This is a genomic window from Tenacibaculum sp. DPLXC6 (assembly GCF_056815515.1).
The window spans coordinates 373628-399523 of record NZ_CP141806.1 but is presented as its reverse complement, the minus strand read 5'-3'; the positions used below and the strand labels follow the sequence as shown (position 1 = coordinate 399523).

Here is a 25896-nt window from a genome sequence, read left to right as displayed (position 1 = left end):
TGCATTAAATCGTATTATTTTGAAAAAACTATTTCTACTAATTTTTATATTATTCTCTGTTGTAAGTTTTTCTCAAACAAAAAAAATCAAAATACTTTCTACCGAATTAAGTACCGCTGATGAAAGTAAGTACCCTGGAGCTACTATACTGATAGGAAAAGTTAAAATGTCACATGAAGGAGCTACTCTAGACTGTAAAAGAGCACTACTTTACAAAGACAAAAACTTATTTAAAGCTATTGGTGAAGTTATTATTGAACAAGGAGATAGTATTATTCAATACAGTGATTTTGCCACTTATAATGGGAATACAAAAAAGGCCAAATCTTGGGGAAATGTAGAAATAAACGATAAAGAAATGACGCTAAAAACAGACACGCTTCATTTTGATAGAATCAATCAAGTATTATACTACCCTAATGGAGGAACTATCCGCGATACAAAAAACACTCTGAAAAGTGTAAAAGGAACTTATCTATTAAGAGAAAAAAAGTTTACAGCAAAATCTAAAGTAACAGTTGTAAATCCTGATAACCATTTAGAATCTGACCATTTAGATTATTATACCAATACAAACTTGGCTTATTTATACGGACCAAGTACCATTACCAACTTAAAGGATAGTACTAAAGTGTATTCCGAAAGAGGTTTTTACGATACTAACACGGATGTTTCATACTTCGTAAAACGAGCAAAATTGTTTTTAAAAGAGCGAACTGTTTCTGCCGATAGTTTGTACTATGACAAGCGTAACGGTTTTGCTTCTGCAACCAACAATATTAAAGTGGTAGATACTGTGCAAAATATGGTAGCTAAAGGAAATTATGCTGAACTATACGAGCACAAAGACTCCTTGTTTATTATTGATAGAGCTGTTGCTATTTCAGTATTAGAAAAGGACTCTATGTATGTAGCTGGAGACAAAATTTTACTAACAGGAAAACCTGAAAAACGTATTGCTCGTATTTTTAATAATGTAAAAATATTTAAGTCTGACTTACAAGGTAAATGCGACTCTATTCACACCAGTCAAGAAACAGGATTGACAAGGATGTTTAACAGACCTATTTTATGGTCTAATAACAGTCAAATAACGGGAGATAGCATTCAACTACTTACTCATAAAGAAAGTAATAAGCTAGATTCATTAAAGGTGTTACAAAATGCATTTATGATTCAACAGGACTCCATTCATAAAGATAATTTTAATCAAATTAAAGGAAGAAACATTTATGGTAAGTTTGAAGATGATGACTTACGAACTATGATGGTTAAGGGAAATGCTGAGTCTTTATATTATAACAATAATGAAGATACTCATAAATTAGAAACTATTACCAAGGAAATTGCGAGTGATATTGAGTTTATTTTAGAAGACGGAGAGATTGTTCAGACTACATATTTTAAGAAGTCTGAAGGAAAAACATACCCTCCTTCCGAATTTCCTTCAGAAGAGAAAAAATTTAAAGGTTTCTTATGGCGTGGTGACGAGCAACCAAAAACAGTAGAAGACATCTTTATAAAAGACTCTACTTCTACTATTCCTCAAAAAAGAAAAAAACAACCTGATGTTGTTAAAGAAGCTAGGGAACAGTTTATTAATGAAACTTCAAAAAAGGAAGAAAAACAAAAAAAGCCTAACCTTAAAAAGTTAAAATAATTCCTGTGAAAGACGATTTTTTAAAATACCAAGGCCAAACCACTCCTCACCCATTAGCTATTGAAATTACACATGCGAAAGGGAGTTATATTTATGATAGCAACGGAAAACCTATGTTAGACTTTGTAGCTGGAGTTTCTGCAAATAGTTTAGGTCATAGTCACCCAAAGATTAACGAAGCCATAAAAAATCAGTTAGAGCAATATACACATGTAATGGTGTATGGTGAGTTTATTCAAAAGCCACAGTTAGAATTGTGCAAAGCTTTAGCAGCTACCTTACCTCCTAGCCTATCGTCTGTTTATCTAGTGAATTCTGGTACCGAAGCTACAGAAGGTGCTTTAAAATTAGCCAAACGTTTTACGGGAAGAAGTGAAATTGTTGCGGCTAAAAATGCTTATCACGGAAATACCCAAGGAGCAATGAGTGTTTGTGGTGCAGAACAACAAAATAGAGCTTTTCGCCCGTTAATTCCAGGAAGTAAATTTATTGAGTATAACAACGAATTAGATTTAGAAAAAATTACTTCTAACACAGCAGGAGTCATTTTAGAAACCATTCAAGGAGGAGCTGGTTTTATTGAGCCTAAAAACGATTACTTAACAAAAGTTAAACGACGATGTGAAGAAGTTGGAGCCTTATTAATTTTAGATGAAATCCAGTCAGGTATTGGACGTACAGGAACATTTTGGGGGTTCGAAAATTACAATGTTACTCCTGATATTATTATCACTGGTAAAGGTTTAGGTGGCGGAATGCCAATCGGAGCTTTTATTGCTTCTTTTGAAGTAATGAATTGCTTAAAAGAACACCCGAAATTAGGACATATTACTACGTTTGGTGGACATCCAGTAATTGCAAGTGCTGGTTTAGCAACGGTACAAGAGATTACTTCCTCTAACTTAATGGAAGAAAGTTTACGAAAAGAGGTTTTAATTCGTAACAAGTTTAAAAATCACCCAAAAGTTAAAGATATTAGAGGTAAAGGGTTGATGCTTGCTGTATTAGTAGATACTCCTGAAGAAGCTTCGCAAGTTATTTTAAATTGTTTAGATAAAGGATTGATTTTATTCTGGCTACTTTTTGAAGGAAGAGCCATTCGTATTACGCCTCCACTAACTATTTCTGACGAAGAAATAGAAAAAGGATGTGATCTTATTTTAAATGAGTTAGATAAGCTGTAATCTATAGAATATTATTTCTTATAAACACCACTTTCCAAAATTAAAGAACCATTTTTAAAATGCTCTAATAAATTCAATAACTTAGGTTTAGTGGTCTCACCCATAAGAACATTAAGTCCAATTTTTGGTGGTCCGAATTCTTTTATTTTACTGAGCATTCCTTCAAAAAATTCTATTCCTGCTTGCGTTTGATCTTTAGAGGATACTTTCGTAAGGCCTAGTTTTGTTACTATATCATTCATTTCACTGTTTTTGAATAAAAAGCTATGATCTTCGGAAGTTGCCCATGGCATTGGATACTTAACTCTTTCATCATTATTTTTTAGAATGTCATAGTATAGAAAAAAGCCATTAGGTTTCAACACACGATTTATTTCCGAATAAAATTTTTGCTTATTAGGTACGTTCATTTGAACATGCTGTGTCCAAACCACATCAAATGATTCATTTTCGAACGGAAGTGCTGTTGCGTCTCCTTGGAAGAAACTTGTTTTAGACTCAAGTTTTACAAGCTGAGATAGCTTTTCAGCCGTCCTAATGTATTCCTTACTAAGATCTATACCTGAGGTAGTACAATTATATCTCTCAGCTAACATTCTACAAGGACCTCCTAGCCCACATCCAATATCTAAAACTGATTTATTATTAAGGTCTATAGATTCTGCCAACTCTTTTGAAACAGCTGCACCACGCACGTGGAATTCATCAACTCCAGCTATATCTTCTCGTGTAATATTTTTAAGGTCTTTTCCCATTTCTGATAGACGCTGTAAAATATCTTCATACAAGCTTTCTTTAAGATAATGCTGTTCAATTGTTTTGTTTAAGTGATTCATCATTATGAGTTTTAATTATTATTACTAACGTTTCTACCATTTTGTTACAGGGAAAAATTAGATTTTTTCGAAGTAAGGTTGTTATAATATAAATGTAGGGATAATTCATATAATCAACTAATTAAGTTACATACTATCTTCAACTTGTTACTTTTTGAAGAAAGAATAATTCACACTCCTCTACATTCAATATTTCTAATAAAGAAATCGAAAAAACTAGCATCTTTATCTTCTATAAATTAAATAAACTTTTAAATTAAAATTTTTACTTTTTTATTATCCCTACAAATAGTCTCACTCAAAAACGAGTCGTAAAACACTGGTAATTAATACTTTTTTATTATTTTAGTTTGCAAAAAAATAAAAAAGCTATGTCTAAAAAACCAGTTGCAACTCTAGGTAGTAATCATCAATGTCCAATGTATAGTGGGTCTACACCTCATGTTGGAGGGCCTGTTACTAAAGGAGAACAAAATATTTTAATTAACGGTAAACCTGTGGCAACTATTGGTAGCATGTGCACATGTAATGCAGGTATAGACACTATAGTCACAGGAAACCCAAGTATTCTTGCCAATGGTAAACCTATAGTCTGCATAGGTGATATGACTGCACATGGAGGAACTATTACTGCTGGAGAGAGTAATGTTCTTGTTAGTAGTAGCTCACCGCAATCAACTGTAGTAATGCCTATTGATCAAATTCCATTTCCTGATATTAGTTTTAAAGACAGAATTGGTGCTGCTTTTACTGGTAATACAAAAATGCTCAAACAAGCTGAAGCCAATCAACAAAAAATAAAAGAACTTGCTGAGCAACAAGAAACAGAAGAAAAAAAGTTTCCAAAACTACAAGGTGAAATTATTTTTATAAATGGTTATTTAAGTGATATTGTAACAAACAGTGAGTCACATTGGAATGCTATGATGGACTTAAACCCTGATAAACCTGGTTGGTTTACTCTAAGAGGAGAAAACACAAACGAAAAAAATCGTATTGACCATGACGATTATTATACCACTGAACAGCATGAAAAAGACCTGAACAAAAGTAAAGTTCGAAAAATAGTTGAAGAAAAACTTAGAAACCCTAGTACTTTAATTTTTAAAACTCCCGAAAGTAAGTATTATGGTTACTGGAATGATATCGCTAATGACTACAAAGCTACAGAAACCTATGCTAAATATTTTAATGCAGAAGGTAGAGTACATTACATAAACGGTTCACATGGGTTAGGTAGTAGCGGAGCACATAGAGTTGATCACGGTATTGCCTTGGGATATGAATGGGCTCGTTATAATTGGAAGCTCATAAAAAAAGAAAAAGTTGATGCAAAAAAAGAAGAATCTCCTCAAATAGAAAGTTATTCACCACATTATAAACCCGTAACTATTGTTGGTCATAGTCAAGGTGCGTGTATGGCAGCAGGTGTAAAACTAGGTATTATTAAATATGCTAACGAAATGGGATGGAAAAAAGTAGCCATAAATACTATTTTCTTGGGAGTACATCAACCTAAAGGATTATATGGGAAAAACTACGATAGTCTTATTAAGAAAAAAACACAAGAGTACATGGTTTACAAAAATGCTGTACTTAGAGGAGAAAATGAAGATAGCGGACATAAATTTTTAAGTGCTATTTCTGAATTATATAGTCCTAAATATAAAAAGGTTTTTAACAAACGAGGTTTATTTGAACATGTAAAAGCTATTTGTTACGATTGGAACGCTTATAAAAGTAGAGCTGTACAATTTACTTTTCCAAACGACAGAGGTGATTTAGTAACTATAGATGGTGATATACCAGAAATAAAAAGTGCCTGTCATCCTAAAAGGGATAAAACGTTATTTAGTGCTGAATATTTTCATAAACAAGATAGTATTCCTTCGTATTACCAAACACAACAAAATAAAAAAATCATTGATTTATCTATGTATGGAGCTGAAAGCGGATATGTAGTTGTTCCTCCTTATGTGGCTGAAGAACGTTACGATTACGATGCTTTAGAAAAATTAGACTCCCCCACTGTAAATCAACAAATGCATGGTGTACATTGGAAGGGCTATAGTAGAGTGGCCATACGTTGGGGAGTAGCTATGAATGCCTTTAAACTAGCTAAATCAAACTACCAAAAGTATACTAACCATAAGTTTGTCGCAGATGCTGTTGGTGATCTTTTAATTGGAACCTATACATTTATAGAAAACAATCATAAAAAAATAGCGTTATATAAAAAACTAATTGCTAGTTATAAAAATAAAACGATCAAAACTAACCTTATAAATTTATTTGAAGGACATTTTAAAACTTCTATTAAGATACCTAAACACCTAACTCGTAAATGGAGCTATTCTAGCAACGAAAAGTATGCTATCATTCTATACAATTTAGCCTATGTAACTTATCAAAATATGCTACTACAATACGCTCCCTTACAAAGTGCTGATTTATATGCTCACTTTGCTCCTGTAGGACATGTTTTACATACAAAATTATTACAAGATAAAAGTGGTAGTTTTAATGACCAGTACGGTAATACTTCTATATTTGAACGTATAAAAAATGCTGGAAAAGATAAATTCTATAGAATGAAATATAAAGTAGAACTTGGAAAAGAGTTAACAGATGAAGAAAAACGAAAACAAGAAAAAAAGAAAGTTGAAGAACTAAAAGATAAACTTATTGATTCTTCTATTGCTGACACAGAATATATAAATAATGTTATCAAAGCATACGTACACAAAAAGAAAAGTTATGAATCTAAGTTATATGATGAAAGTAAAAATAAAAATTAGTGCTATTTGTTTGCTTTTGTTAACTAGTTCTAGTTGTAATTATTTAAAAAAGAAAAAAGCTATACAAAAAATGGAAAAAGAATATACAGAATATCAAGATTTACATAAGCATCAAGGAACAGAAAATTATGATGTAATTACGTTGTTTAATGAGCACTCTGTAATTGAAGAGAAATTAGCTGAACAAAAACAACTATTTTTATCTGTAATAGGTAAAGAAAATGAAAAGTCTAAAAGAATAAAAGTAGATTTTTTCGGAAACCTATTAGGCATAGGTTTATCTTCTGAAACACTTATAGATGGTACTATGTCTGGGTATAAAACATATGGAAATTGGCTCATTAATAATGACACTACTTTAAATAAATATATAGACCCTTTTTTAAATAAAGAAATTAAAGATCCTTTAGATTATAATTTCAAAAATGTAGAAAAAAGAGAATGGTTACAAAAGTTCAAAGAACTATATTTAGATGCCTCGTATGTACATATTGACTCATATGATTATTATTTTAAAATCAAAGAAAAGTGGTATTTAATTCAAACTTATAAAAAAACAAAAGAGTTAAATATTGATATAAAAAAACAATACCCTTCCAAAATAACCCCTGAAGAAGTACGTATGGTGAAAATTCCTGAGGTCTTTGATAACTTATTAGAAAACAAAACCCTACAATTAGCAGAATATGTAGAAATGGACAAACAAAAAAGTAGTGGTTTAAACCCTATTAGTTTTTCATCTGGTTATTACATGTTCGAATTACATTTACCACAAGGTGACATCTTAAAATTTAGACGTTATGGTGCCATGGGGTTTAATGCTGATATGAATATATATCAAATACCTAAAGAATTAGGTGGTAGCGACGAAGTTTTTTTTATAGAACAATTACCAAGACAAACTTATCCTGATAAATCCTTTGCTGGTTTTTATGCCATACGACCTAAAAATTACAAAGAATTACCTGAGTATAAATCATATTCCGAAAAAGAGAAAAAAAATTAACATGAATAAAAAAAGTGATAATTTTGGTTGTACACATGTTATATATGGTATTGTTTTCTTTGATATCATTGCTATAATTATATGGCATGAAAAATATATCTCTGGTAAATGTAGTTTTTGTACAGGCTTAGGTGAGTTTATTATTTTGTTATTGTATTTAGGAGTAGCTTCGACTATCGGAGCTTTTCTATCACTGCCTTTTCATTACATCTATCACTACATTAAAAAGAAAAAAGAAAAAAGAAAAAACAAAATAATTAATGTTGACTTCATAAATTCTACTAAAAAACTCAAAGTTTTGTTGTTGACATTAAGTATGAAATTTATTCAATACTTTTTTATCATATGTCCATTACATTTTAAATTTACTTTGTTTTTCAAATTGGTTACGTGATTGTATAAGGAAAGTTGCGTGTTTGCGTGCGAGGATTTTCCGAAGGAAAATCAGAAGCTAGCAAACGAGCAACTAACTTTGGTTTAGCTAAAACTAGCAATTTTTTTTATACGGTGTTGCCATTAGTTTTTTTATTCCGCTTTTGAGTAAACAAAATCCGATTGAGTTTTATTTCCGCAACTTGCTAAAGTCAGAGTTATTATTCCGAAAAATATGTAATTCAAAACCTTGATTTTCATTTAATTTCTGCGTTTTTTAAATTAATGGCAACGGTCCAGTATAAGAATAGTAGCCGACTGCGTGGCACTTTCCTGTCAAATTACAAGAAAGTTGAAGCGGGCTACAACCCTTTAATTTACTAATGTATCGGCTATTATTTTTATACAATGTTGTGTGCAGTTTTCAATTCATTGTTGTTCTAAATTGAGTTGGTGTAATCCCCATTTTCTTCTTGAACAAACGACTAAAATACGGTGGGTGCTCAAAACCCAATTGATAAGCTACTTCAGCAACGGTTGCATTACTATTTAACAATAGAAACTTTGCCTTTCTTATTAGTTGAAAATGAATGTGTTCTTGTGCATTTTTTCCTGTCTCTTTTTTCAGCAAGTCACTTAGGTAGCTTGCAGATAAATTCAGATGATTCGAGAAATACTGCACAGATGGAAGTCCTTTTTTCTGGATATCATGATTGTTAAAATAGTCTTTTAATAACTTTTCAAATTTTCCGAGTAAGTCATTATTTGCTGAGTTACGAGTTAAGAACTGTCTATTGTAATACCTTTTAATATAACTCAGTAGAAGGTCGATATTCGATAAGATGACTTCCCTACTGAATTGATCAATATTATTATCGTACTCTTCTTCGATTTTATCTAAAATTTCTATTAGGCTATTTTGTTCTTTTTCAGAAAGGTGTAAAGCCTCATTCGTCTGATAGTCAAAAAATCCATAAGAAGTAATCTTATCTGCCAATGGATGATTTTCTAAAAAATCAGGATGAAAATATATTGCCCACCCCGCTAAACCTCCTTTTTTATTTTCCTGTTCAATTTCGAATGCCTGTCCCGGAGCAATGCCAAGTAAACATCCTTCATCAAAGTCTAAAACACTTCTTCCATATTTGACTTTGCTTATTGATTTGGTTTTTATAGTGATACCATATAGTTCATTAACTATTTTTACCTTAGACATCGCTTCTTGAGTTGATACTTCTGACAGGTTTACAACTCCTACCAAAGGATGCTTAGGCTTGCTCAAACCCATTGCATGCATCAACTGAGAAATTGATTTGATATATATGATTGAATCCATATTGCTTTAAATTCCTTGAATTAATTCCTCACTCAATTGCCAGAGTTTTTTATTGTTTTTTTCATCTAATGCTTTTTCATATATTTCGTCAAGAACTGGATACCCTCTCAAATTTCTCCATCCTCCAGGACCATAAAATTCCCCTCCTTTCACATCTAAATCTGTGGCGGCTCTTAATTGAGGAAGAATGCCCATTTCTAATTTTTGAGCTACCAGAAAATTAAGAATAACTCCTTGTAATCCCATTTCATCTTGTAAGTTAGTTTTTGTATACCCTGGATGTGCTAATACTGCGATGGTTGAGCTTCCTTTTTCTTCCAATCTTTTTTGCAATTCAAGTCCAAACATCATATTTGCTAATTTGCTTTGACCGTAGGATGCCGACTTTTTATATGAGTTTTTCCATTGTAAATCATCATAATAAATATCCGCTTCTTTCAGATCTGCTGCTTGGCTGGTTGTAATAACAATCCTAGAATTGGGCGTTTGTTCCAAAATAGGAAGTAGTTCATTTGTAAGAAAGAAGTGTCCGAGGTGGTTAGTGCCAAATTGTAATTCAAAACCTTGTTTAGTTTCCTGACGTTTGGGAGGCATCATCACACCTGCATTATTCATCAGAACATCGAGTTTTTTAAATTTATTTTTGAATTCGGCAACAAACTTTCTAATGTTTGGAATATCTGCCAAATCCAAATTCATCAATTCCAAATCAGCATTTGGAATTTCTCTTTTGACTTCATTTAATGCTTGCTGACCTTTTGTTTGATTGCGTGCAGTCATAATGACTTTTGCTCCTTTTCGAGCAAGTTCTTTTGCCGAACCCAATCCCAAACCACTATTGGCCCCAGTTATTAAGATTGTTTTGCCTGCTTGATAAGGTATGTTTTCTGTGTTCCAATGTGTACTCATTTTAAATTATTTTAAGTTTAACAATGGAACAAAGGTATTTATAGATAGAGCCTTCTATCTTATACTTTTTAGTGGTTCTCTTATACTTTTCCCGTTTAATTGCTCACAACTTGTTTATATAGATGTAAAATACATCGTTATACACCTGTTTTGGTAGGTTTATAGTTATATTTTATGTTTGTTTATACTCTTACGAACTTACTAATAATAATTTAATTTCCTTACGGAATACCATAAGCTCAACTATTTAGATACTAAAAGTAGTTTTACTTGTTATTAACGATCTCTGATACCTTATTTAGAAAATCAAAAACCAAGTTGACACACTTTATTGAATACTTCCGTTATTGAGTCGCTGATATCACGGCATGCTTCGAAGACACCACGGCACGGGTCGTTGATATTACGGCGCGCTCCGAAGACACCACGGCACAGGTCGCTGATACTACGGCATGCTCCGAAGACACCACGGCATGGGTCGCTGATATTACGGCGCGCTCCGAAGACACCACGGCACGGGTCGCTGATATCACGGCATGGGTCGCTGATATCACGGCATGCTCTGAAAACACTACGGCACAGGTAAGCTGATGTAATTCTTCTTATTTTTTTAGCAAAAAGATTGTGTTATGTGTACTATCCAAATATTTTTTTTACAAAAAACAACAACTTTTCTTGTTTTTTAGAACATAATTTATACATTTGGCTTAATGTTTAACAACAAAAGACATATCATTTCTATTCCAGCTGTAACTACGGCTTCTTTTGTTGGCACAACAACTACAATTACTACTACAACCCTTTAGGGGTTATTTCTATACATATCATCATTCCGTATATATTTATTTTTTCAAAAGACTTGAAAACAGATAAATAGCTTAAAAAATCTTATTTTTAATTTATTATTCATTTTAAAATGAACGTTTTAAAATTTGGTGGTTCCTCAGTAGCCAACTCTCAAAACATAGAAAAAGTAGTAGAAATTATTGCCAATGCTTCAATAAACAACCAACTCATTGTAGTGGTTTCTGCTTTTGGTAAAACAACAAATAAACTCATTGCATCGGCAGAACAAGCTGCTCAAAACAATGTTAATTATCTTGAAAACTTCAAAGAAGTAGAACAATTACACTTTGAAGTAATTCATAAGTTAGTACCTAAAAATCAGCAAGAAGAAGTTAAAACTCATATTACTTCACTGTTTAAACAACTAAAAACCTTGTTAGAAGGTTGCTTTTTATTAAATGAAATTACTCCTAAAACATTAGCGACCATTAGTGGTTTTGGAGAGTTATTATCTTCATATATCATTGCTAGTATAGCTAGTAAAGAACTCGATGTAGTATATAAAGACAGTAGAGAGTTGATTAGTACTTCTAATGATTTTGATAAAGCACAAGTTGATTTTCAATTAACTAACGCTAATTGTAAAGCCTATTTTTCAACTAATAAGCACCAAGTAATGCTTTTACCAGGATTTATTGCTCGTACAAAAGAAGGAAAGTCAACTACTTTAGGACGTGGTGGTTCTGATTACTCTGCGGCTATTTATGCTGCTGCTGTAAGTGCAGATGAATTACAAATATGGACAGATGTTAATGGTATGTACACTGCAAATCCGCATATGGTAAAGCAGGCATTTCCTATTCCACATATTTCGTATCAAGAAGCGATGGAATTGTCACATTTTGGGGCAAAGGTTATCTACCCTCCTACGATTCAACCAGTATTGGAAAAGGAAATTCCTATTCGAATAAAAAATACTTTTGATTCTGAAAATGTTGGAACACTCATTTCAAAAATTACCGAAAACGGAAAACCAGTAAAAGGAATTTCTCATATCGAGAATATTACCTTACTAACTTTAGAAGGAAGTGGCATGGTAGGCGTTTCTGGCATTTCTAAACGTTTGTTCGAAACCTTATCGACACATAATATCAATGTGGTACTAATCACGCAAGCTTCTTCTGAGCACTCTATTTGTGTGGGTATTTATGATGAAGATGCCGAAAAAGCAGCCTTAAAAATTAACGAAGCTTTTGCTTTTGAAATAGAGCGTCATAAAATAGACCCGATTAGTATAGAACAAGGGTTAGCAATTATTGCTTTGGTGGGGGATAAAATGAGAAATCACCAAGGTTTGAGCGGACAAATGTTCAGTTCTTTAGGCAAAAACAACGTAAACATTCGTGCCATTGCCCAAGGGGCTTCAGAAAAAAACATTTCTGCTGTTATCAATAGTTCAGATGCCAAAAAAGCATTGAATACGCTACACGAACAGTTTTTTGAAGAAAAAATAAAACAATTAAACTTGTTTGTTACGGGTGTAGGAAATGTAGGTGAACGCTTTTTAGCGCAAATCCATCAGCAGAAAAAGTACTTAAAAGAACAGTTAAAACTGAATGTACGTGTTGTAGGGATTTCCAATTCTAAACAAATGATTTTTGATGAAGGTGGTATCAGCTTAAAATCATGGAAAGAACAATTACAAAACGGAAAAGCGAGTTCTTTAGAGCTTTTTTTCCAAAGAACAAAAGCGTTAAACCTTCGTAATTCAGTTTTTATTGATAATACAGCCAATCAAAAAGTTTCTGAAATATACGAACACTATTTAGCCAATAATATTGGGGTGGTTACTTGTAATAAAATAGCCTGTGCTTCTGAACTAGATAATTATAAAAAGTTAAAACACATCTCAAGAAAGTACAGCGTACCATTTTTATTTGAAACCAATGTGGGGGCTGGTTTGCCTATTATTGATACGCTTAAAAACTTAATTGCTTCTGGTGATCGAGTGCATAAAATACAAGCGGTGTTATCGGGTTCTTTAAACTTTGTTTTCAATAATTTTAATGAAAGTATTTCTTTTCATGATGTCGTACAACAAGCACAAGAACAAGGGTACACGGAACCAGATCCTAAAATTGATTTAAGTGGTGTAGATGTGGCTCGAAAAATATTAATTCTTGCACGTGAAAGTGGTTATGAATTAGAACTTTCAGACATCGAAAACAATGCATTTTTACCTGAAAAGAGTTTAGAAACTACGAATAATCAAGATTTTTATGCTTCATTAATTGAATTTGAGAGCCATTTTCAACAAATATATAAAGAAGCTGCCCACAAAAATTGTCGTTTAAAATATGTTGCTGAATTCAATGATGGAAAAGCAAGTGTTGGTCTACAACATATTCCATTTGATCATCCTTTTTATAATTTAGAAGGTAGTGACAATATTGTGTTATTTTTTACAGATAGATATCCTGTAAATCCATTACAAATAAAAGGAGCTGGTGCAGGTGCTGAAGTAACTGCTTCAGGGATTTTTGCTGACGTGATACGAATTGGAAATCAATAATCGATGGAAAAACGTTATCAAAATATCATACAAATCTACAATACCGTAGCTCAAGAGTATCAAGATAAATTTGCTAATGATACAGTATATAATCACAGTTATGACTTACTTCTAAAACATATGGAACCAATTCATAAAAATGTGTTGGATGTAGCTTGTGGTTTTGGAAAGATTACCCACTATCTTTTAAACCACAATCCTAAACTTTCTGTGTTAGGAGTTGATGCTGCTGAAAACATGGTGTCTTTGGCAAAACAACACAATCCAAATGCTTCCTTTAAAGTGATGGATTGTAGAGAAATTAACAGTTTACATCAAGGTTTTGATGTCATTATCTTCGGATTTTGTTTTCCATATTTAACGAAAGAGGATGTTTTAAAACTTATAAAAGATGCTGCTACTATGTTACCTCCAAACGGATTACTGTACATCAGTACCATGATTGGAAATTACGAAAAAGACTCTCGCGTAACTTCAAGTTCAGATGGAAAAAATTCGATGTTTATCCATTATCATGAACCAACATATTTGATTGAAGCTTTAGAAGCACAAGAATTCAAAATTTTAGAAAATTACACCAAACTATATCAAGAAGGTGGTGATACCGACTTGTTTTTAATTGCAAAAAAATGAACTATATAAAAATATTTTCACCTGCAACCGTTGCCAATGTTTCCTGCGGATTTGATGCTTTAGGTTTAGCACTCGAAACGGTTGGAGATACTATGACTTTTTCCAAAACGGATACAAAAGGTGTCAAAATAACCAAAATAACAGGAGCTGATTTACCTCTTGATACACAAATAAATGCTGCGGGAGTGGTTGCATTAGCTATGCTAGAAAAACAACCTGTTGATTTTGGTATCGATATTACTATTCACAAAGGATATACTCCTGGAAGTGGTTTAGGAAGTAGTGCAGCCAGTGCTGCAGGGGCTGCTTTTGGTGTAAATCAGTTGTTAGGAGACATCTTCTCCCCTCTTGAATTGACTCAATTTGCTATGTTAGGAGAAGAAGCTACTTGCGGAACACCTATTGCAGATAATGTTTCTGCAGCTATTTATGGTGGATTCACATTGGTACGCAGTTACGAACCATTGAGTATTGTAAAAATCCCTGTTCCTGCAGATTTAAGAGTAGTTGCTATTCACCCACAAGTGGAAGTAAAAACCAAAGATGCTAGAGAAGTATTGCCAAAAGAGGTTCCTTTAAAAGACGCAGTTACCCAATGGGCGAATGTTGGTGGTTTAATTAGTGGATTACATACCAATGATTATCAATTAATCTCAGATTCCCTAACCGATATTATTGTAGAACCTGCTAGAAAAATACTAATTCCTCATTTTGATTTAGTGAAAAAGGAGGCTTTAAAAGCTGGTGCTTTAGGAGCAGGAATTTCAGGTTCAGGTCCAACTATTTTTGCTTTATGTAAAGGCGATGCAACTGCTGAGAATGTTTATAAAACCATTCAAAATACATATCAAGACAAACAAATTGATTTTAACATGATTCTTTCAAAAATCAATACAGAAGGAATCAAAATTTTAGAACAACACTAAATACGAAATTATGAACTATTATAGTCTCAATCATACATCACCCAAAGTTAGCTTTGAAGAAGCTGTAGTAAACGGATTAGCTCCAGATAGAGGGCTCTATTTTCCAGAAAACATCACTCCATTACCTAAAGAGTTTATTAATAATATTGGAGAATATTCTAATGAAGAAATTGCTTACGAAGCCATTCAGCAATTTGTAGGAAATGAAATTCCAAAGGAAATCATACAAGAAATCATTAAAGAAACCATCAACTTTGAGTTTCCTGTAGTACCGATTGAAGAAAATATTGGTACGCTAGAATTATTTCATGGACCAACCATGGCTTTTAAAGATGTAGGTGCTCGTTTTATGGCTCGTTGTTTAGGTTATTTTAATCGTGATAAAGATCAACAAGTTACAGTTTTAGTGGCAACTTCAGGAGATACAGGAGGTGCTGTTGCTAATGGATTTTTAGGGGTAAAAGGTGTAGATGTGGTTATACTATACCCTAGCGGAAAAGTAAGTGATATTCAAGAAAAGCAATTAACAACCTTAGGACAAAATATTAAAGCTTTAGAAGTAAATGGTGTTTTTGACGATTGTCAAGACATGGTTAAGACTGCTTTTTTAGATGCAGAAATTAATCGTACGCTAACCTCAGCAAATTCCATAAATGTTGCTCGTTGGTTACCTCAAATGTTTTATTTCTTCTTTGCCTATAAGCAAGTTTATAAAAAACATAAAGAAGTAGTTTTTTCGGTTCCAAGTGGAAACTTTGGAAACATTTGTGCAGGTATTATGGCACAAAAATTAGGATTGCCTATTAAACATTTTGTAGCTGCTACCAATGTAAACGATACCGTTCCTAATTACTTACAAAGTGGAGATTATCAACCAAAACCATCTATAGCAACCATATCTAATGCGATGGATGTTGGGAATCCAAGTAATTTTATCAGAATTCAAGAATTATTCAATAACGATTTAGCGCTTTTAAAAGCTGCATTTTCTTCTTTTTCTTTTTCTGATGATGAAACTCGTGAAGCCATGAAAAAAATCTATCAAAATTCAAATTATATCGCAGATCCACATGGAGCTGTTGGGTATTTAGGATTGAAAAAGTATGATTTACTGAATGCCTATGGAATTTTCTTAGAAACAGCCCATCCTGTTAAGTTTTTAGATGTTGTGGAAGATGTTTTAAATGTAGATATTGAAATTCCACCACAAATAGCATCTGTAATAGATCGACAAAAGAGAGCTACAAAAATTAGTTCCTATCAAGAATTGAAAGATTTTTTAAATGTTTAACGCAAAAAAATGCCTCATATTTGAGGCATTTTAAATTTTATAAGGTTCATTTACAATTTACTCTTTGCTTTTTGTAAGCCTTCTTTCATAACTTCTTCAAATTGAGAGTTTGGATAGTCATTTATACCTCTTTCAAAATACTTACTAGCATTTTTATAGTCTTTATATTTTAAATAAAACTGCCCTAGTCTGTTTTGCCAATACGCACTTTTATATCTATTTGTTTCTAAAACATCTTTAAACTCTTCCATAAAAAAACTAAAGTATTTAAAATTATCACGTTTCCATGCTAACCAAATCAATGCGTTTTTCGTGCTATTATCTATTTTTCCGTCACCTCCAAAACGTTTAGCTCTTTCTTTGAAATAAGATTTTAGGTAAGGGATTCCTCCTGCTTTTTCATAGGCTTCAATACTTTCAAACACCAATGAATCGTAATTATGATAATAATACATGATTCCCTTGTACATAGCTAGATGAGGCATTGTTTCATGTACCTCATCATTAAATAACTCATACTTCCAAAGTAAATTTTTAGGGTTGTGCTTTTTTAATACTCTATTAAACTCTTCCGTAGATTCTATATAATATATATCTCTTTTAGAATTTGCTATATATAAATACACATCACCATCCGATTTAAAATTTTCAACTAGCTTTTCAGAAGCATAGCCTCCATCCGTTATAATTGCTCCTTGAAATACATTATTTTCTTCTAAAATTAGTTTGCTTATATAATATGCTGCAGCTTCCCAACCATAAATAACACGTTCGTTTGTAGTTCTAAATTTATCATCTATAAATTTGATTACTTCGTCTTTTAAAAAAGAGGTAAATTTTTTATTTTCACTACTGAAAAGAGTTCTTCTTAAGGGGTTTTCATTTTTTATTCCTACAACAATCATTTCAGGAATTGCTCCTGGAGTTCTCAATGATTTCTGAATAGCTACACCATTAGTAAAAAACCACTGACCATCTAAAATATACAAAACAGGATATGCTCCTTTTGAAGTAGTATAACTATCGGGTAAATAAACCTGAATCTCTCTATCCTGATTTAAAATAGTTGATTTAATAGTATAATTAATTCCTATGGTTACCTTGCTTTCTGGTATTTGAGAAAATGAATAAAAGGTGCAAACTAGCGTGAATAATAGCGTAATATGTTTAGTCATTTGGTTAAAGTTTAAACTCAAATGTAAAAATATGATTGTCATATAATTAACATTTGAGTCTTTTTTATAAATACTTTAACTAAAATTAATATTCTATCACATTATCTACTAAATTTTCATCATTTCTAGTTCCATAAGGGTCTATAGCTATATAATTAGGCTTTTCTTTTACTATAAACCTAACTTCAGTAAGTTCTTTGTTTACTTGTTTAGATTTATAGTACAGCATAGTATTATCATCTTTTACAAGTGATGGATGGATTGTAAAAGCTCCTATTTTAATTGGTTCATTAATCCCTATTTCTTTTATATCTCCATCTTCCATCGTTTCAACTCGTTTTGCTTTTATAGTTGCAGTAACCTCATAAGTACCATTGGGTAGTTTTTTGTACGTACTTTTTTCTACAGCCAAATCATAGGTTATTACCTTTTTAAACCAATCATCTATCAAATGATGATTTTCTTTAGGCGTTTCCTTATATAATTCATCTAATAATTCAATGGTATGTGCTTTCGGAGAGTTTTCAAATCGGTATCGATCTGTGATAGTTTTTAATACTCTATTTACTTGCTGCTCCCCTATTAAATCTCTCAATGCCATGAATACTGTGTATGCTTTTCCATATGATATATAGCCTTCATCCTGTACTTTATAAATTGGTGGTTCTTGAGTTCCGCCAAAAGCTCTTCCGAAGAAATAACGTCTTCTTGCTGCTTCTGCCAATTCATATAGAGCGCTTTTTCCATACATTTTTTCCATTACTACAGCTTCAGTATACTTTGCCAAACCTTCTACAAATAAAGAACCTCCTGCAACAGGTTTGGCTGTTAATGTATGTCCCCACCATTGATGTGCTACTTCATGAATTGTTCTTTTTGAAACTAAATTAAATGTATTTTCTTCACGAACATCTGATAAATACAAACGGTCTTCCACCATGCTAATAACTCCTGGATGCGCATACCCTCCGAATGACCAATGTGAAGGTATTTCTGCTATACGAACATGATTAAAGTTATAAGAACCAAAGTTTTCTTGACAATACGCTAAGGTTTCTTTGATACTCTCTTCTATTTCATCAATATTAAAATTATGATTTGAATGATAATATTGCTCAATAGAAATACCTTCATACTTTGCTTTTTTAACTTGATATTTCCCCGAAAAATAGGCTACCATGGGCAATATTTTCTCTTGAGATTTATAATGGTAATAATTTCTATTATTTTTTGACCAAGTCTTAATCAAATCTCCAGAGCTTATAGCTATTTGATCTTTACTTGTGGACACAATAGTTTCAAACTGTACTTTTTCAATTTTAATATCTTCAAGAGCTATATGAGCATCTGAATTATCTTCTTCTATTCTCTCAGGTAATCCTCTTTTTTTACGCTCAATTCTGTCTGCTATTTCATATCCAGAAGCATATCCAATAATAGGTTCAAAATTTCTGTATGTTATATACGTTCCGTCATAAACAATACTTTTATCTTCCTCATATCCTTTTAGCTCTTTTTCAATAGCAAAGGTATATGCTACTGAATCATTTGGTTGGAGTTTTTCTTTAAATTCAAATACATACGCTCCGTGTATTGTATCTTTCGTAGTCAAAAGAGCTTTTTCTATACGAATATGCTTCACAGGGATTCGTTCGGTTATTAACAGTTTAGATATAGCTTCGTTACTTGTATTTTTTAAAATGTAATTTGCTTTTACAGTATATTTTCTTTCCTCTGGAAAAATAGCTACTTCCGTTTTTTGTGAGGTTGGATACGGCTTTTCTAACACTTGATATTGCTTATACTTACGTTCATAATTCTCGCTAAAACGTAAATAATCCTTTTCAGTTTGATAATCAACAACGATGTTTGTATTGTAAAACACCAAGCTTGCCATACCAATAGTTAGGGAAAGAAAAGTTAAAAACAATACCTTTTCACTTAAGTTGTATCCTTGTTTTAGTTGCTTTACTTTATAGGAAAAGCCTTTTACCATTCCTCTGTTCCATATCTTAAAAGCTAATAAGATTAATAGTACCCCTATACTTAACCAATACAAACCTAAATGATTAAATAACTTAGCATTATTGGCATAAGCATTCATACCATCAAAAGTTACTCTAGGCATAAAACCTATACTTGTTAAAGGGTGTTCTAATCCTAAAAGGTTAGCTTTCATACTAACTATGACAAACAGACCGAAAGCTCCCATTCCTATATATTTACTCTTAGTAATACTATTTATAAATATGGCTAGCATAGCATAAATAACCAATTGTAAACCATAATAATAAAACACAGATGTGTACATACTGAAATCAATATTAGTAAAACCTAAGCTTACTTGAAAAACTATACACATAAGCACTCCTGATGCTAGTAATAAGATTGGTAGTAATGATAGACTGATAAACTTAGCAGCAAAATACACCCAGTTTTTTACAGGGGTAGCGCCCATTATTAGATTAAAATTTACACTATGTTCTCTCCATACAATCTCTGAGCCGTTAAAGATTAGTAGTATCAATCCAAAAAGAGTTAGCGGACTTGTTATCAGTTCGATTAATTGATTTGTAAGTGGATAAACACTCACTCCGTATTCACCTCCTTCAACAACAGTTGCATACAACTCTGAAAAAACAATAATCAACCACATACCAACTATTACTAGAAAAGGTAAGCTTTTAAATACACTCTTTAATTCTAATCGTATTAGAGATAGTAATGATTTTATTTGTGCCATTACTCCGTATGTTCCGTCGATAGGTTTGTATGATATGAGCTGTTTTTTCTCATTTCTAATTCCTTTTTCTTTTTTAACTTTTTTTGTAGTCATTCTAAAAGAAAAAACTTTATACGTTAGTAACAATACTCCTGTAGAAAATGCTATCCAAAGCATTCTATTCAATAAAAATAATCCAGAAAAAGAAAGCAATTGTGTGTTTTTTTGATATGCAGTCCAGTATTGAGTCTGTTCAAAAAAAGCAGCTATACCAAAAGAATCTGCTATTGCGGCTACCGACATCATTTCTGGCGACGCTGGAACAGATTGTGCTAATAATGGTGAGTTTAAGAAAATAGAACTCACAAAATACAGCATATAAATAAATACTGCACTTGCATAAGTGGCAATACTATTTTTAGTAAGGGTACTAACTGAAAATATTAAAGAAGTACATATAAAAATATTAGGCAATACTAAATACAACCAAGGTTGTAGGTAGTTCAACGCATTAAAGCTTCCTAGTCTTTCAGCATCTAAATTAGAAAAATGATTCCCGAAAATATAGCCAATTACAAAAGGTGTAAAAGCAACAACACTAAAAATAAAAGTACCTAAAAAACGACTCCAAAAATAATTGCTCTTTTTTATGGATGAACTGTAGATTAAGCTTTCCATGTTATGCTGTTTATCTCTTATAACAGCTGTTACCGCAAAAAACATGGTTATAAAAACACTACCTAAAGTAAAAAGACCTGTATGAAAGTAAACTTGATAAACAGCATTAAAATTAACTCCTGTAGGAGCATGCCCTTGACTTCCTGTAAAATACCCTAAACCTAAAAATAAGACTGCAAATATGGGGAAAGCTCGTTGTTTTAACTGATAGTAAATTTCAAATTGTAATAATTTCTTAAACATAGATTAGGCTTTTTTATGGTGAAACAATGTAGCGAAGTAGTAGTCTTCTAAGTTCGGAGTGATTCTTTCAAACCCATTAGACAGTGAAGCTTCAGAGAAGACTCTTATTTGTGTTTCTCCTGACACTAATTTGGTTGAAATAACCTCGTACATCTTTTTGTAGTGCTCGAGGTCATTTTTAGCTATAATTTTAGTCCAAATATTATGTTGAATACTTGCAACTAATTCTTTTGGATTACCTTGAGAAATGATTTGACCTTCCGATAAAATTGCCATTTGTGTACATAAATTCCTAACATCCTCAACTATGTGAGTAGATAAAATAACAATTACGTTCTCTCCTATTTCACTTAAAAGATTTAAAAAGCGGTTACTCTCTTCAGGATCTAATCCCGCTGTTGGTTCATCTACAATAATTAGTTTTGGGTTGGCTAATAAGGCTTGAGCAATTCCAAAACGTTGTCGCATTCCTCCAGAAAATGTATGTACCGTTTTTTTTCTGTGTTGGTAAAGGTTTACTTGCTGTAATAAAGAAGTTACTTGCTTTTTTCGTGCTGAGTTATTAGTAATTCCTTTCAGAATAGCTAAATGATCTAACAATTTTTCTGCTGATATTTTAGGATACACTCCAAACTCTTGAGGAAGATATCCTAAGTGTTTTCTTATCTCCTCTGGTTTATTAATAATATCATAATTATTAAACACAATTTCTCCAGATGAAGGTTCTTGTAAAGAAGCGATAGTACGCATTAAAGAAGATTTACCAGCTCCGTTAGCGCCTAATAAACCAAACATTCCGTTAGATATTTTTAAGTTTATTCCATTTAATGCTTTAACTCCGTTAGGATATGTTTTGGTAAGGTTGGTTATAGTTAATGTATTCATATAAGATTCGTTTTTGTTTGCAACAAATCTCTAACCTCTTATCTTTCTTATAAATTAAAAATGATGTACCCTATTCTTTTCGGCACACACCATATTCTTTTAATAGCTAACTTATGTTTGACTAAAAAAACTATTCATTCATCTAAAAAACAATAGTGTTTGTCAATATAATTGTGAGAACAGTTTTACATGAGTAATTTTGAGGTATGATAGATTTTTTAAAGAAATACAAAGCTTTTTTTATTGGGCTTCTAATTATAATTCCATTATTCACTCTATTAGATTATCTCAATTATCTGAATATACCAGATGATCAACCTGTTGAGGTTATTGTAATTACTTTTTTTTGGGCACTGGTTATTGCCTTACCCATACATAATTATCAATACTTAAAAAAGAAAAAGAAAGCTGTAATTGGTATTGCTGCTCTTTTTGTACTGCTTTTTATTACAGTACTCATCGATTCTTTTATGAAACTTCCAGATAATCCTATCACTTTCTTTTTACTAATCATCTTTTGGTGTGGACTAGCCTATTTTTTAATACCTGATTTTATAAAAAAATACTGGAAATTTATAACACTTCTATATACACCGTTACTATTATACTTTTTATACCTACGATTATTTTCTGGTGACTTAGAAGCTTATTTAAAAGTAAAGCAAGAAACTCCTTTCTATATTTTCTTCGTTCCCATTCCTATCTTCTTTTTTCTTTGGGTTTTTGAGCAATGGAAATGGGTACAGGAGCTAAAAAAAGAAAAATCTAAAACAGAACTATCACTCTTAAAAACACAAATAAATCCGCATTTTTTCTTCAATACTCTAAATAACCTGTATGCCTTAACGGTAAAGAGTTCACCGCAAGCGCCAGAAGTTATCTTAAAGCTATCTGATATGATGCGCTACACAATTTATGATGGAGAAAAAGAAACTGTAAAAGTTTCAGAAGAAATAGCATACTTAAATAATTACATTGAGCTACATAAAATCCGTTACAAAAAGTCTGTTGAAATTACCTTTAATCATAGCATAGATACTAATTTAAATATTCCACCATTATTATACATTATCTTACTTGAAAATGCTTTTAAACATGGTATAGAGTCACTAGCGGAAAACGCTTTTATTCATATCAACTTATATGATAATGATGATTCTATTTACTTTGAAATAGAAAACAATTTTGATTCTAATGAAATAACTAATTCTAAAGGAATTGGGCTGCAAAACTTAAAGCGAAGATTATCTTTGTTATACAATCAAGAACACGAATTAATCATTAATTCTACAAACAACATTTACAAAACACTTTTAAAAATACCGAAGCATGCTTAAATATATAATTATTGATGATGAGCCTTTAGCACATGAAATCATAACGGAGTTTTGTAGCATGCTACCTCATGTTCAATTAGAAAAAAGTTGCTATAATGCTATGGAAGCTATGCTGTTTTTAAATGAACATAGAGTTGATTTTATGTTTTTAGACATCAACATGCCTAAATTAAAAGGATTGGATTTTTTAAAGACGCTGTCCAATCCACCAAAAACCATTATTACTACCGCCTACAAAGAATATGCTCTTGAAGGCTTTGAATTAAATGTTGTGGATTATCTTTTAAAACCTTTTAGTTTTGATAGACTAGTAAAAGCTGTCAATAAAGTATCAGATACAATACCTACCAAAACAATCCACAAAGAAAGCATAGAGCCAAGTCAAGTCAATACACGACTTTTTATCAAAGGAGATAAAAAACATCATCAGATTGATTTAAATGATTTGTTGTTTATAGAAGCTTATGGAAACTATACTAAACTATTTTTAGCAGATGAAATGATTGTAAGCCATGAAAAAATTTCTCATTACGAATCTCTGTTAAACCCTATTCAATTTTTAAGAGTACATAAATCATTCATTGTTGCTGTAGATAAAATAAAGTTTATAGAAGGTAACCGTATTATAATTCATGAGCATAAGGTTCCTATTGGTCAAACCTATAAAAGCAGTGTTAGCAAACTTTACAACTAACATCAATTTTATTTTTCGTTTATCTCTTTTATTTTCATAGATTTATGCATCAACAAAACCATTTAAATGCATATATCTTCAAAAGTTACACGTCTTTTTGATTTTCCATATCACCAACTAGAAAACTATCCACAACAACATTGTTTAGTTTCAAAAGAAAACAATAAATGGAAAAATATCTCTACTCAAAAATATATTGAAGACGCCAATACCATAAGTATAGCTTTACTAAACCTTGGTGTTAGACCTGGAGATAAAATCGCAGTAATTACTTCTGTAAATCAACCCAAATGGCATTTGTTAGATATAGGAGTTATGCAAATAGGAGCTGTAAATGTGCCTTTATATCCCACTTTTTCTGAAAAAGATTATGCATATATCTTAAATCATTCCGATAGTATTTATTGTTTTGTTTCAGATAATGAGTTATACCAAAAAGTAATAAAAGTTCAAGAACAAACTCAACTTAATAAGGTGTTTACTTTTGAAGAACTAGAGGCAGACTATGGATGGAGTTCTTTCCTAAGCCTTGGTAAAGATGAAGCCCATCAAACAACAGTGAATGAATTAAAGAAAGCGGTGGAACCATCTGATTTAGCTACTATTATCTATACTTCGGGCACAACAGGAACTCCAAAAGGAGTTATGCTTTCACATAATAACATTGTTAGTAACGTTTTTGCTGTTGGAAAAAGACTGGATTTACAAGGAAATAAAAAAAGAGTAATTAGCTACTTACCTATTTGTCACATTTTTGAGCGTGCAGCATCTTATTATTGTCAATATATGGGCTTTGAAATTCATTTTGCTGAAAGTATTGATAAAGTTGGAGAAAATTTACGAGAGATTCGTCCTCATTTTATGGCAGTTGTTCCTAGATTATTAGAAAAAGTTTTTGATAAGATAGTTGATAAAGGAAGTAATTTAAAAGGTATAAAAAAACGGCTGTTTTTCTGGGCATTGCAACTAGGAGAACAGTATAAACCATACAAAGAAAATGGTTGGTGGTATGAGTTTAAACTCTCTATAGCCCGTAAACTTATTTTCTCAAAATGGAAAGAAGCTTTAGGCGGACAATTAGAATTTATGTTAGCGGGAAGCGCTCCTACACAAGCTAGACTTGTTAGAGTATTTACAGCTGCAGGAATTCCTGTTTTTGAAGGCTATGGACTTACCGAAACCTCTCCTGCTATCTCTGTAACCGATATGCGAAATAATGGCTTTAAAATTGGAACGGTTGGGAAGATTATTGAAAACGTAAGTGTAAAAATAGCTGACGATGGAGAAATCTTAGTAAAAGGTCCCAATGTAATGATGGGATATTATAAAGATTTAGAAAAAACTAACGAATCAATTATAAATGACTATTTCCATACAGGAGATATTGGAGAACTAGATAATGAAGGTTTTTTAAAAATTACAGATAGAAAAAAAGAAATCTTCAAAACTTCTGGAGGTAAATATATTGCTCCTGCTATACTAGAAGGTGAATTAAAAAAATCACGTTTTATAGAACAAGTAATGGTTATTGGTGAAGGAGAAAAAATGCCTGCAGCATTAATCCAAGTTGCTTCAGAATTTGTTCAAGAATGGGCTAAAAGACATGATTATACTATTACAAACATTACTACAGACGAAAAACTCATCAAACGAATTCAAAAAGAAATTGACTTTTGTAACCAAAAATTTGGAAAATGGGAACAAATAAAACGCTTTGAAATAACCGCTGATGAATGGACAACAAATTCGGGGCATTTAACTCCGACATTAAAAATGAGACGAAAAATTATCTTAGAAAAATACAATAATCTCTACCTAAAAATATATAATCCTCAATAAATCAACCAGTAAAC

17 protein-coding genes are annotated in these 25896 nt (G+C 31.8%); 11 read left to right on the top strand and 6 right to left on the bottom strand.

The window, feature by feature from the left end; translation table 11 throughout:
- Positions 1–19: 19 nt before the first annotated feature.
- Entirely contained in the window at positions 20–1660 is a 1641-nt protein-coding gene (locus VCM48_RS01695) for an OstA-like protein (RefSeq protein ID WP_482271385.1), read from the top strand.
- 5 nt (positions 1661–1665) lie between these two features.
- Positions 1666–2844, top strand: a complete 1179-nt coding sequence (locus VCM48_RS01690; RefSeq protein ID WP_482271384.1) for an aspartate aminotransferase family protein — start codon at positions 1666–1668, stop codon at positions 2842–2844.
- A gap of 11 nt (positions 2845–2855) precedes the next feature.
- Here VCM48_RS01690 and VCM48_RS01685 read toward each other — a convergent pair whose 3' ends face one another.
- Positions 2856–3680 carry a class I SAM-dependent methyltransferase gene (locus VCM48_RS01685; protein WP_482271383.1) on the bottom strand — a complete coding sequence of 275 codons (825 nt, stop codon included), beginning with the start codon at positions 3678–3680 and terminating at the stop codon, positions 2856–2858.
- 371 nt (positions 3681–4051) lie between these two features.
- Here VCM48_RS01685 and VCM48_RS01680 point away from each other — a divergent pair, with 371 nt between their 5' ends.
- Entirely contained in the window at positions 4052–6478 is a 2427-nt protein-coding gene (locus tag VCM48_RS01680) for a PAAR domain-containing protein (RefSeq protein WP_482271382.1), read from the top strand.
- The gene (locus VCM48_RS01675; RefSeq protein WP_482271381.1) at positions 6438–7484 is read left to right on the top strand and encodes a hypothetical protein; all 1047 of its coding nucleotides are present in this window, start codon (positions 6438–6440) and stop codon (positions 7482–7484) included. The genes VCM48_RS01680 and VCM48_RS01675 overlap by 41 nt, the downstream gene beginning before the upstream one ends.
- A gap of 796 nt (positions 7485–8280) precedes the next feature.
- On the opposite strand, the gene VCM48_RS01670 is transcribed toward VCM48_RS01675, so the two are convergent.
- Both VCM48_RS01670 and VCM48_RS01665 read right to left on the bottom strand, forming a co-directional pair.
- On the bottom strand, positions 8281–9192 hold the full coding sequence (locus VCM48_RS01670) for a helix-turn-helix domain-containing protein (protein WP_482271380.1): 912 nt from the start codon (positions 9190–9192) through the stop codon (positions 8281–8283).
- Positions 9193–9198: 6 nt separating this feature from the next.
- A complete protein-coding gene (locus VCM48_RS01665) occupies positions 9199–10101 on the bottom strand; it encodes an oxidoreductase (protein ID WP_482271379.1) in 903 nt (300 codons plus the stop codon).
- Positions 10102–11017: 916 nt separating this feature from the next.
- On the opposite strand from VCM48_RS01665, the gene thrA reads away from it, so the two are divergent.
- The 4 genes from thrA to thrC are packed head-to-tail and all read left to right on the top strand — an operon-like array spanning position 11018 to position 16309.
- Positions 11018–13459: a bifunctional aspartate kinase/homoserine dehydrogenase I gene (gene thrA, locus VCM48_RS01660; protein ID WP_482271378.1), complete on the top strand. Its 2442-nt coding sequence runs from the start codon at positions 11018–11020 to the stop codon at positions 13457–13459.
- 3 nt (positions 13460–13462) lie between these two features.
- Positions 13463–14092 (top strand): class I SAM-dependent methyltransferase, encoded by a 630-nt coding sequence (locus VCM48_RS01655; RefSeq protein ID WP_482271377.1) that lies wholly within the window; start codon positions 13463–13465, stop codon positions 14090–14092.
- Positions 14089–15018, top strand: a complete 930-nt coding sequence (locus VCM48_RS01650; protein ID WP_482271376.1) for a homoserine kinase — start codon at positions 14089–14091, stop codon at positions 15016–15018. Before VCM48_RS01655 ends, VCM48_RS01650 begins: the two co-directional genes overlap by 4 nt.
- A gap of 10 nt (positions 15019–15028) precedes the next feature.
- Positions 15029–16309 carry a threonine synthase gene (thrC, locus tag VCM48_RS01645; RefSeq protein ID WP_482271375.1) on the top strand — a complete coding sequence of 427 codons (1281 nt, stop codon included), beginning with the start codon at positions 15029–15031 and terminating at the stop codon, positions 16307–16309.
- Positions 16310–16359: 50 nt separating this feature from the next.
- Here thrC and VCM48_RS01640 read toward each other — a convergent pair whose 3' ends face one another.
- The 3 genes from VCM48_RS01640 to VCM48_RS01630 form a co-directional block, all read right to left on the bottom strand.
- Positions 16360–17484, bottom strand: a complete 1125-nt coding sequence (locus VCM48_RS01640) for an alpha/beta hydrolase-fold protein (protein WP_482271374.1) — start codon at positions 17482–17484, stop codon at positions 16360–16362.
- Between the two features lie 85 nt (positions 17485–17569).
- Positions 17570–21127 carry an ABC transporter permease/M1 family aminopeptidase gene (locus VCM48_RS01635; protein WP_482271373.1) on the bottom strand — a complete coding sequence of 1186 codons (3558 nt, stop codon included), beginning with the start codon at positions 21125–21127 and terminating at the stop codon, positions 17570–17572.
- 3 nt (positions 21128–21130) lie between these two features.
- Complete coding sequence (locus tag VCM48_RS01630; protein WP_482271372.1) at positions 21131–22012, bottom strand: ABC transporter ATP-binding protein; 882 nt, start codon at positions 22010–22012, stop codon at positions 21131–21133.
- A gap of 206 nt (positions 22013–22218) precedes the next feature.
- Between VCM48_RS01630 and VCM48_RS01625 the strand changes: the two genes are divergently transcribed.
- From VCM48_RS01625 to VCM48_RS01615, 3 genes are all read left to right on the top strand, one after another.
- Entirely contained in the window at positions 22219–23349 is a 1131-nt protein-coding gene (locus VCM48_RS01625; RefSeq protein WP_482271371.1) for a sensor histidine kinase, read from the top strand.
- The gene (locus tag VCM48_RS01620) at positions 23342–24043 is read left to right on the top strand and encodes a LytR/AlgR family response regulator transcription factor (RefSeq protein WP_482271370.1); all 702 of its coding nucleotides are present in this window, start codon (positions 23342–23344) and stop codon (positions 24041–24043) included. The genes VCM48_RS01625 and VCM48_RS01620 overlap by 8 nt, the downstream gene beginning before the upstream one ends.
- 66 nt (positions 24044–24109) lie before the next feature.
- Positions 24110–25882 (top strand): AMP-dependent synthetase/ligase, encoded by a 1773-nt coding sequence (locus VCM48_RS01615; RefSeq protein WP_482271369.1) that lies wholly within the window; start codon positions 24110–24112, stop codon positions 25880–25882.
- Positions 25883–25896: the final 14 nt, after the last annotated feature.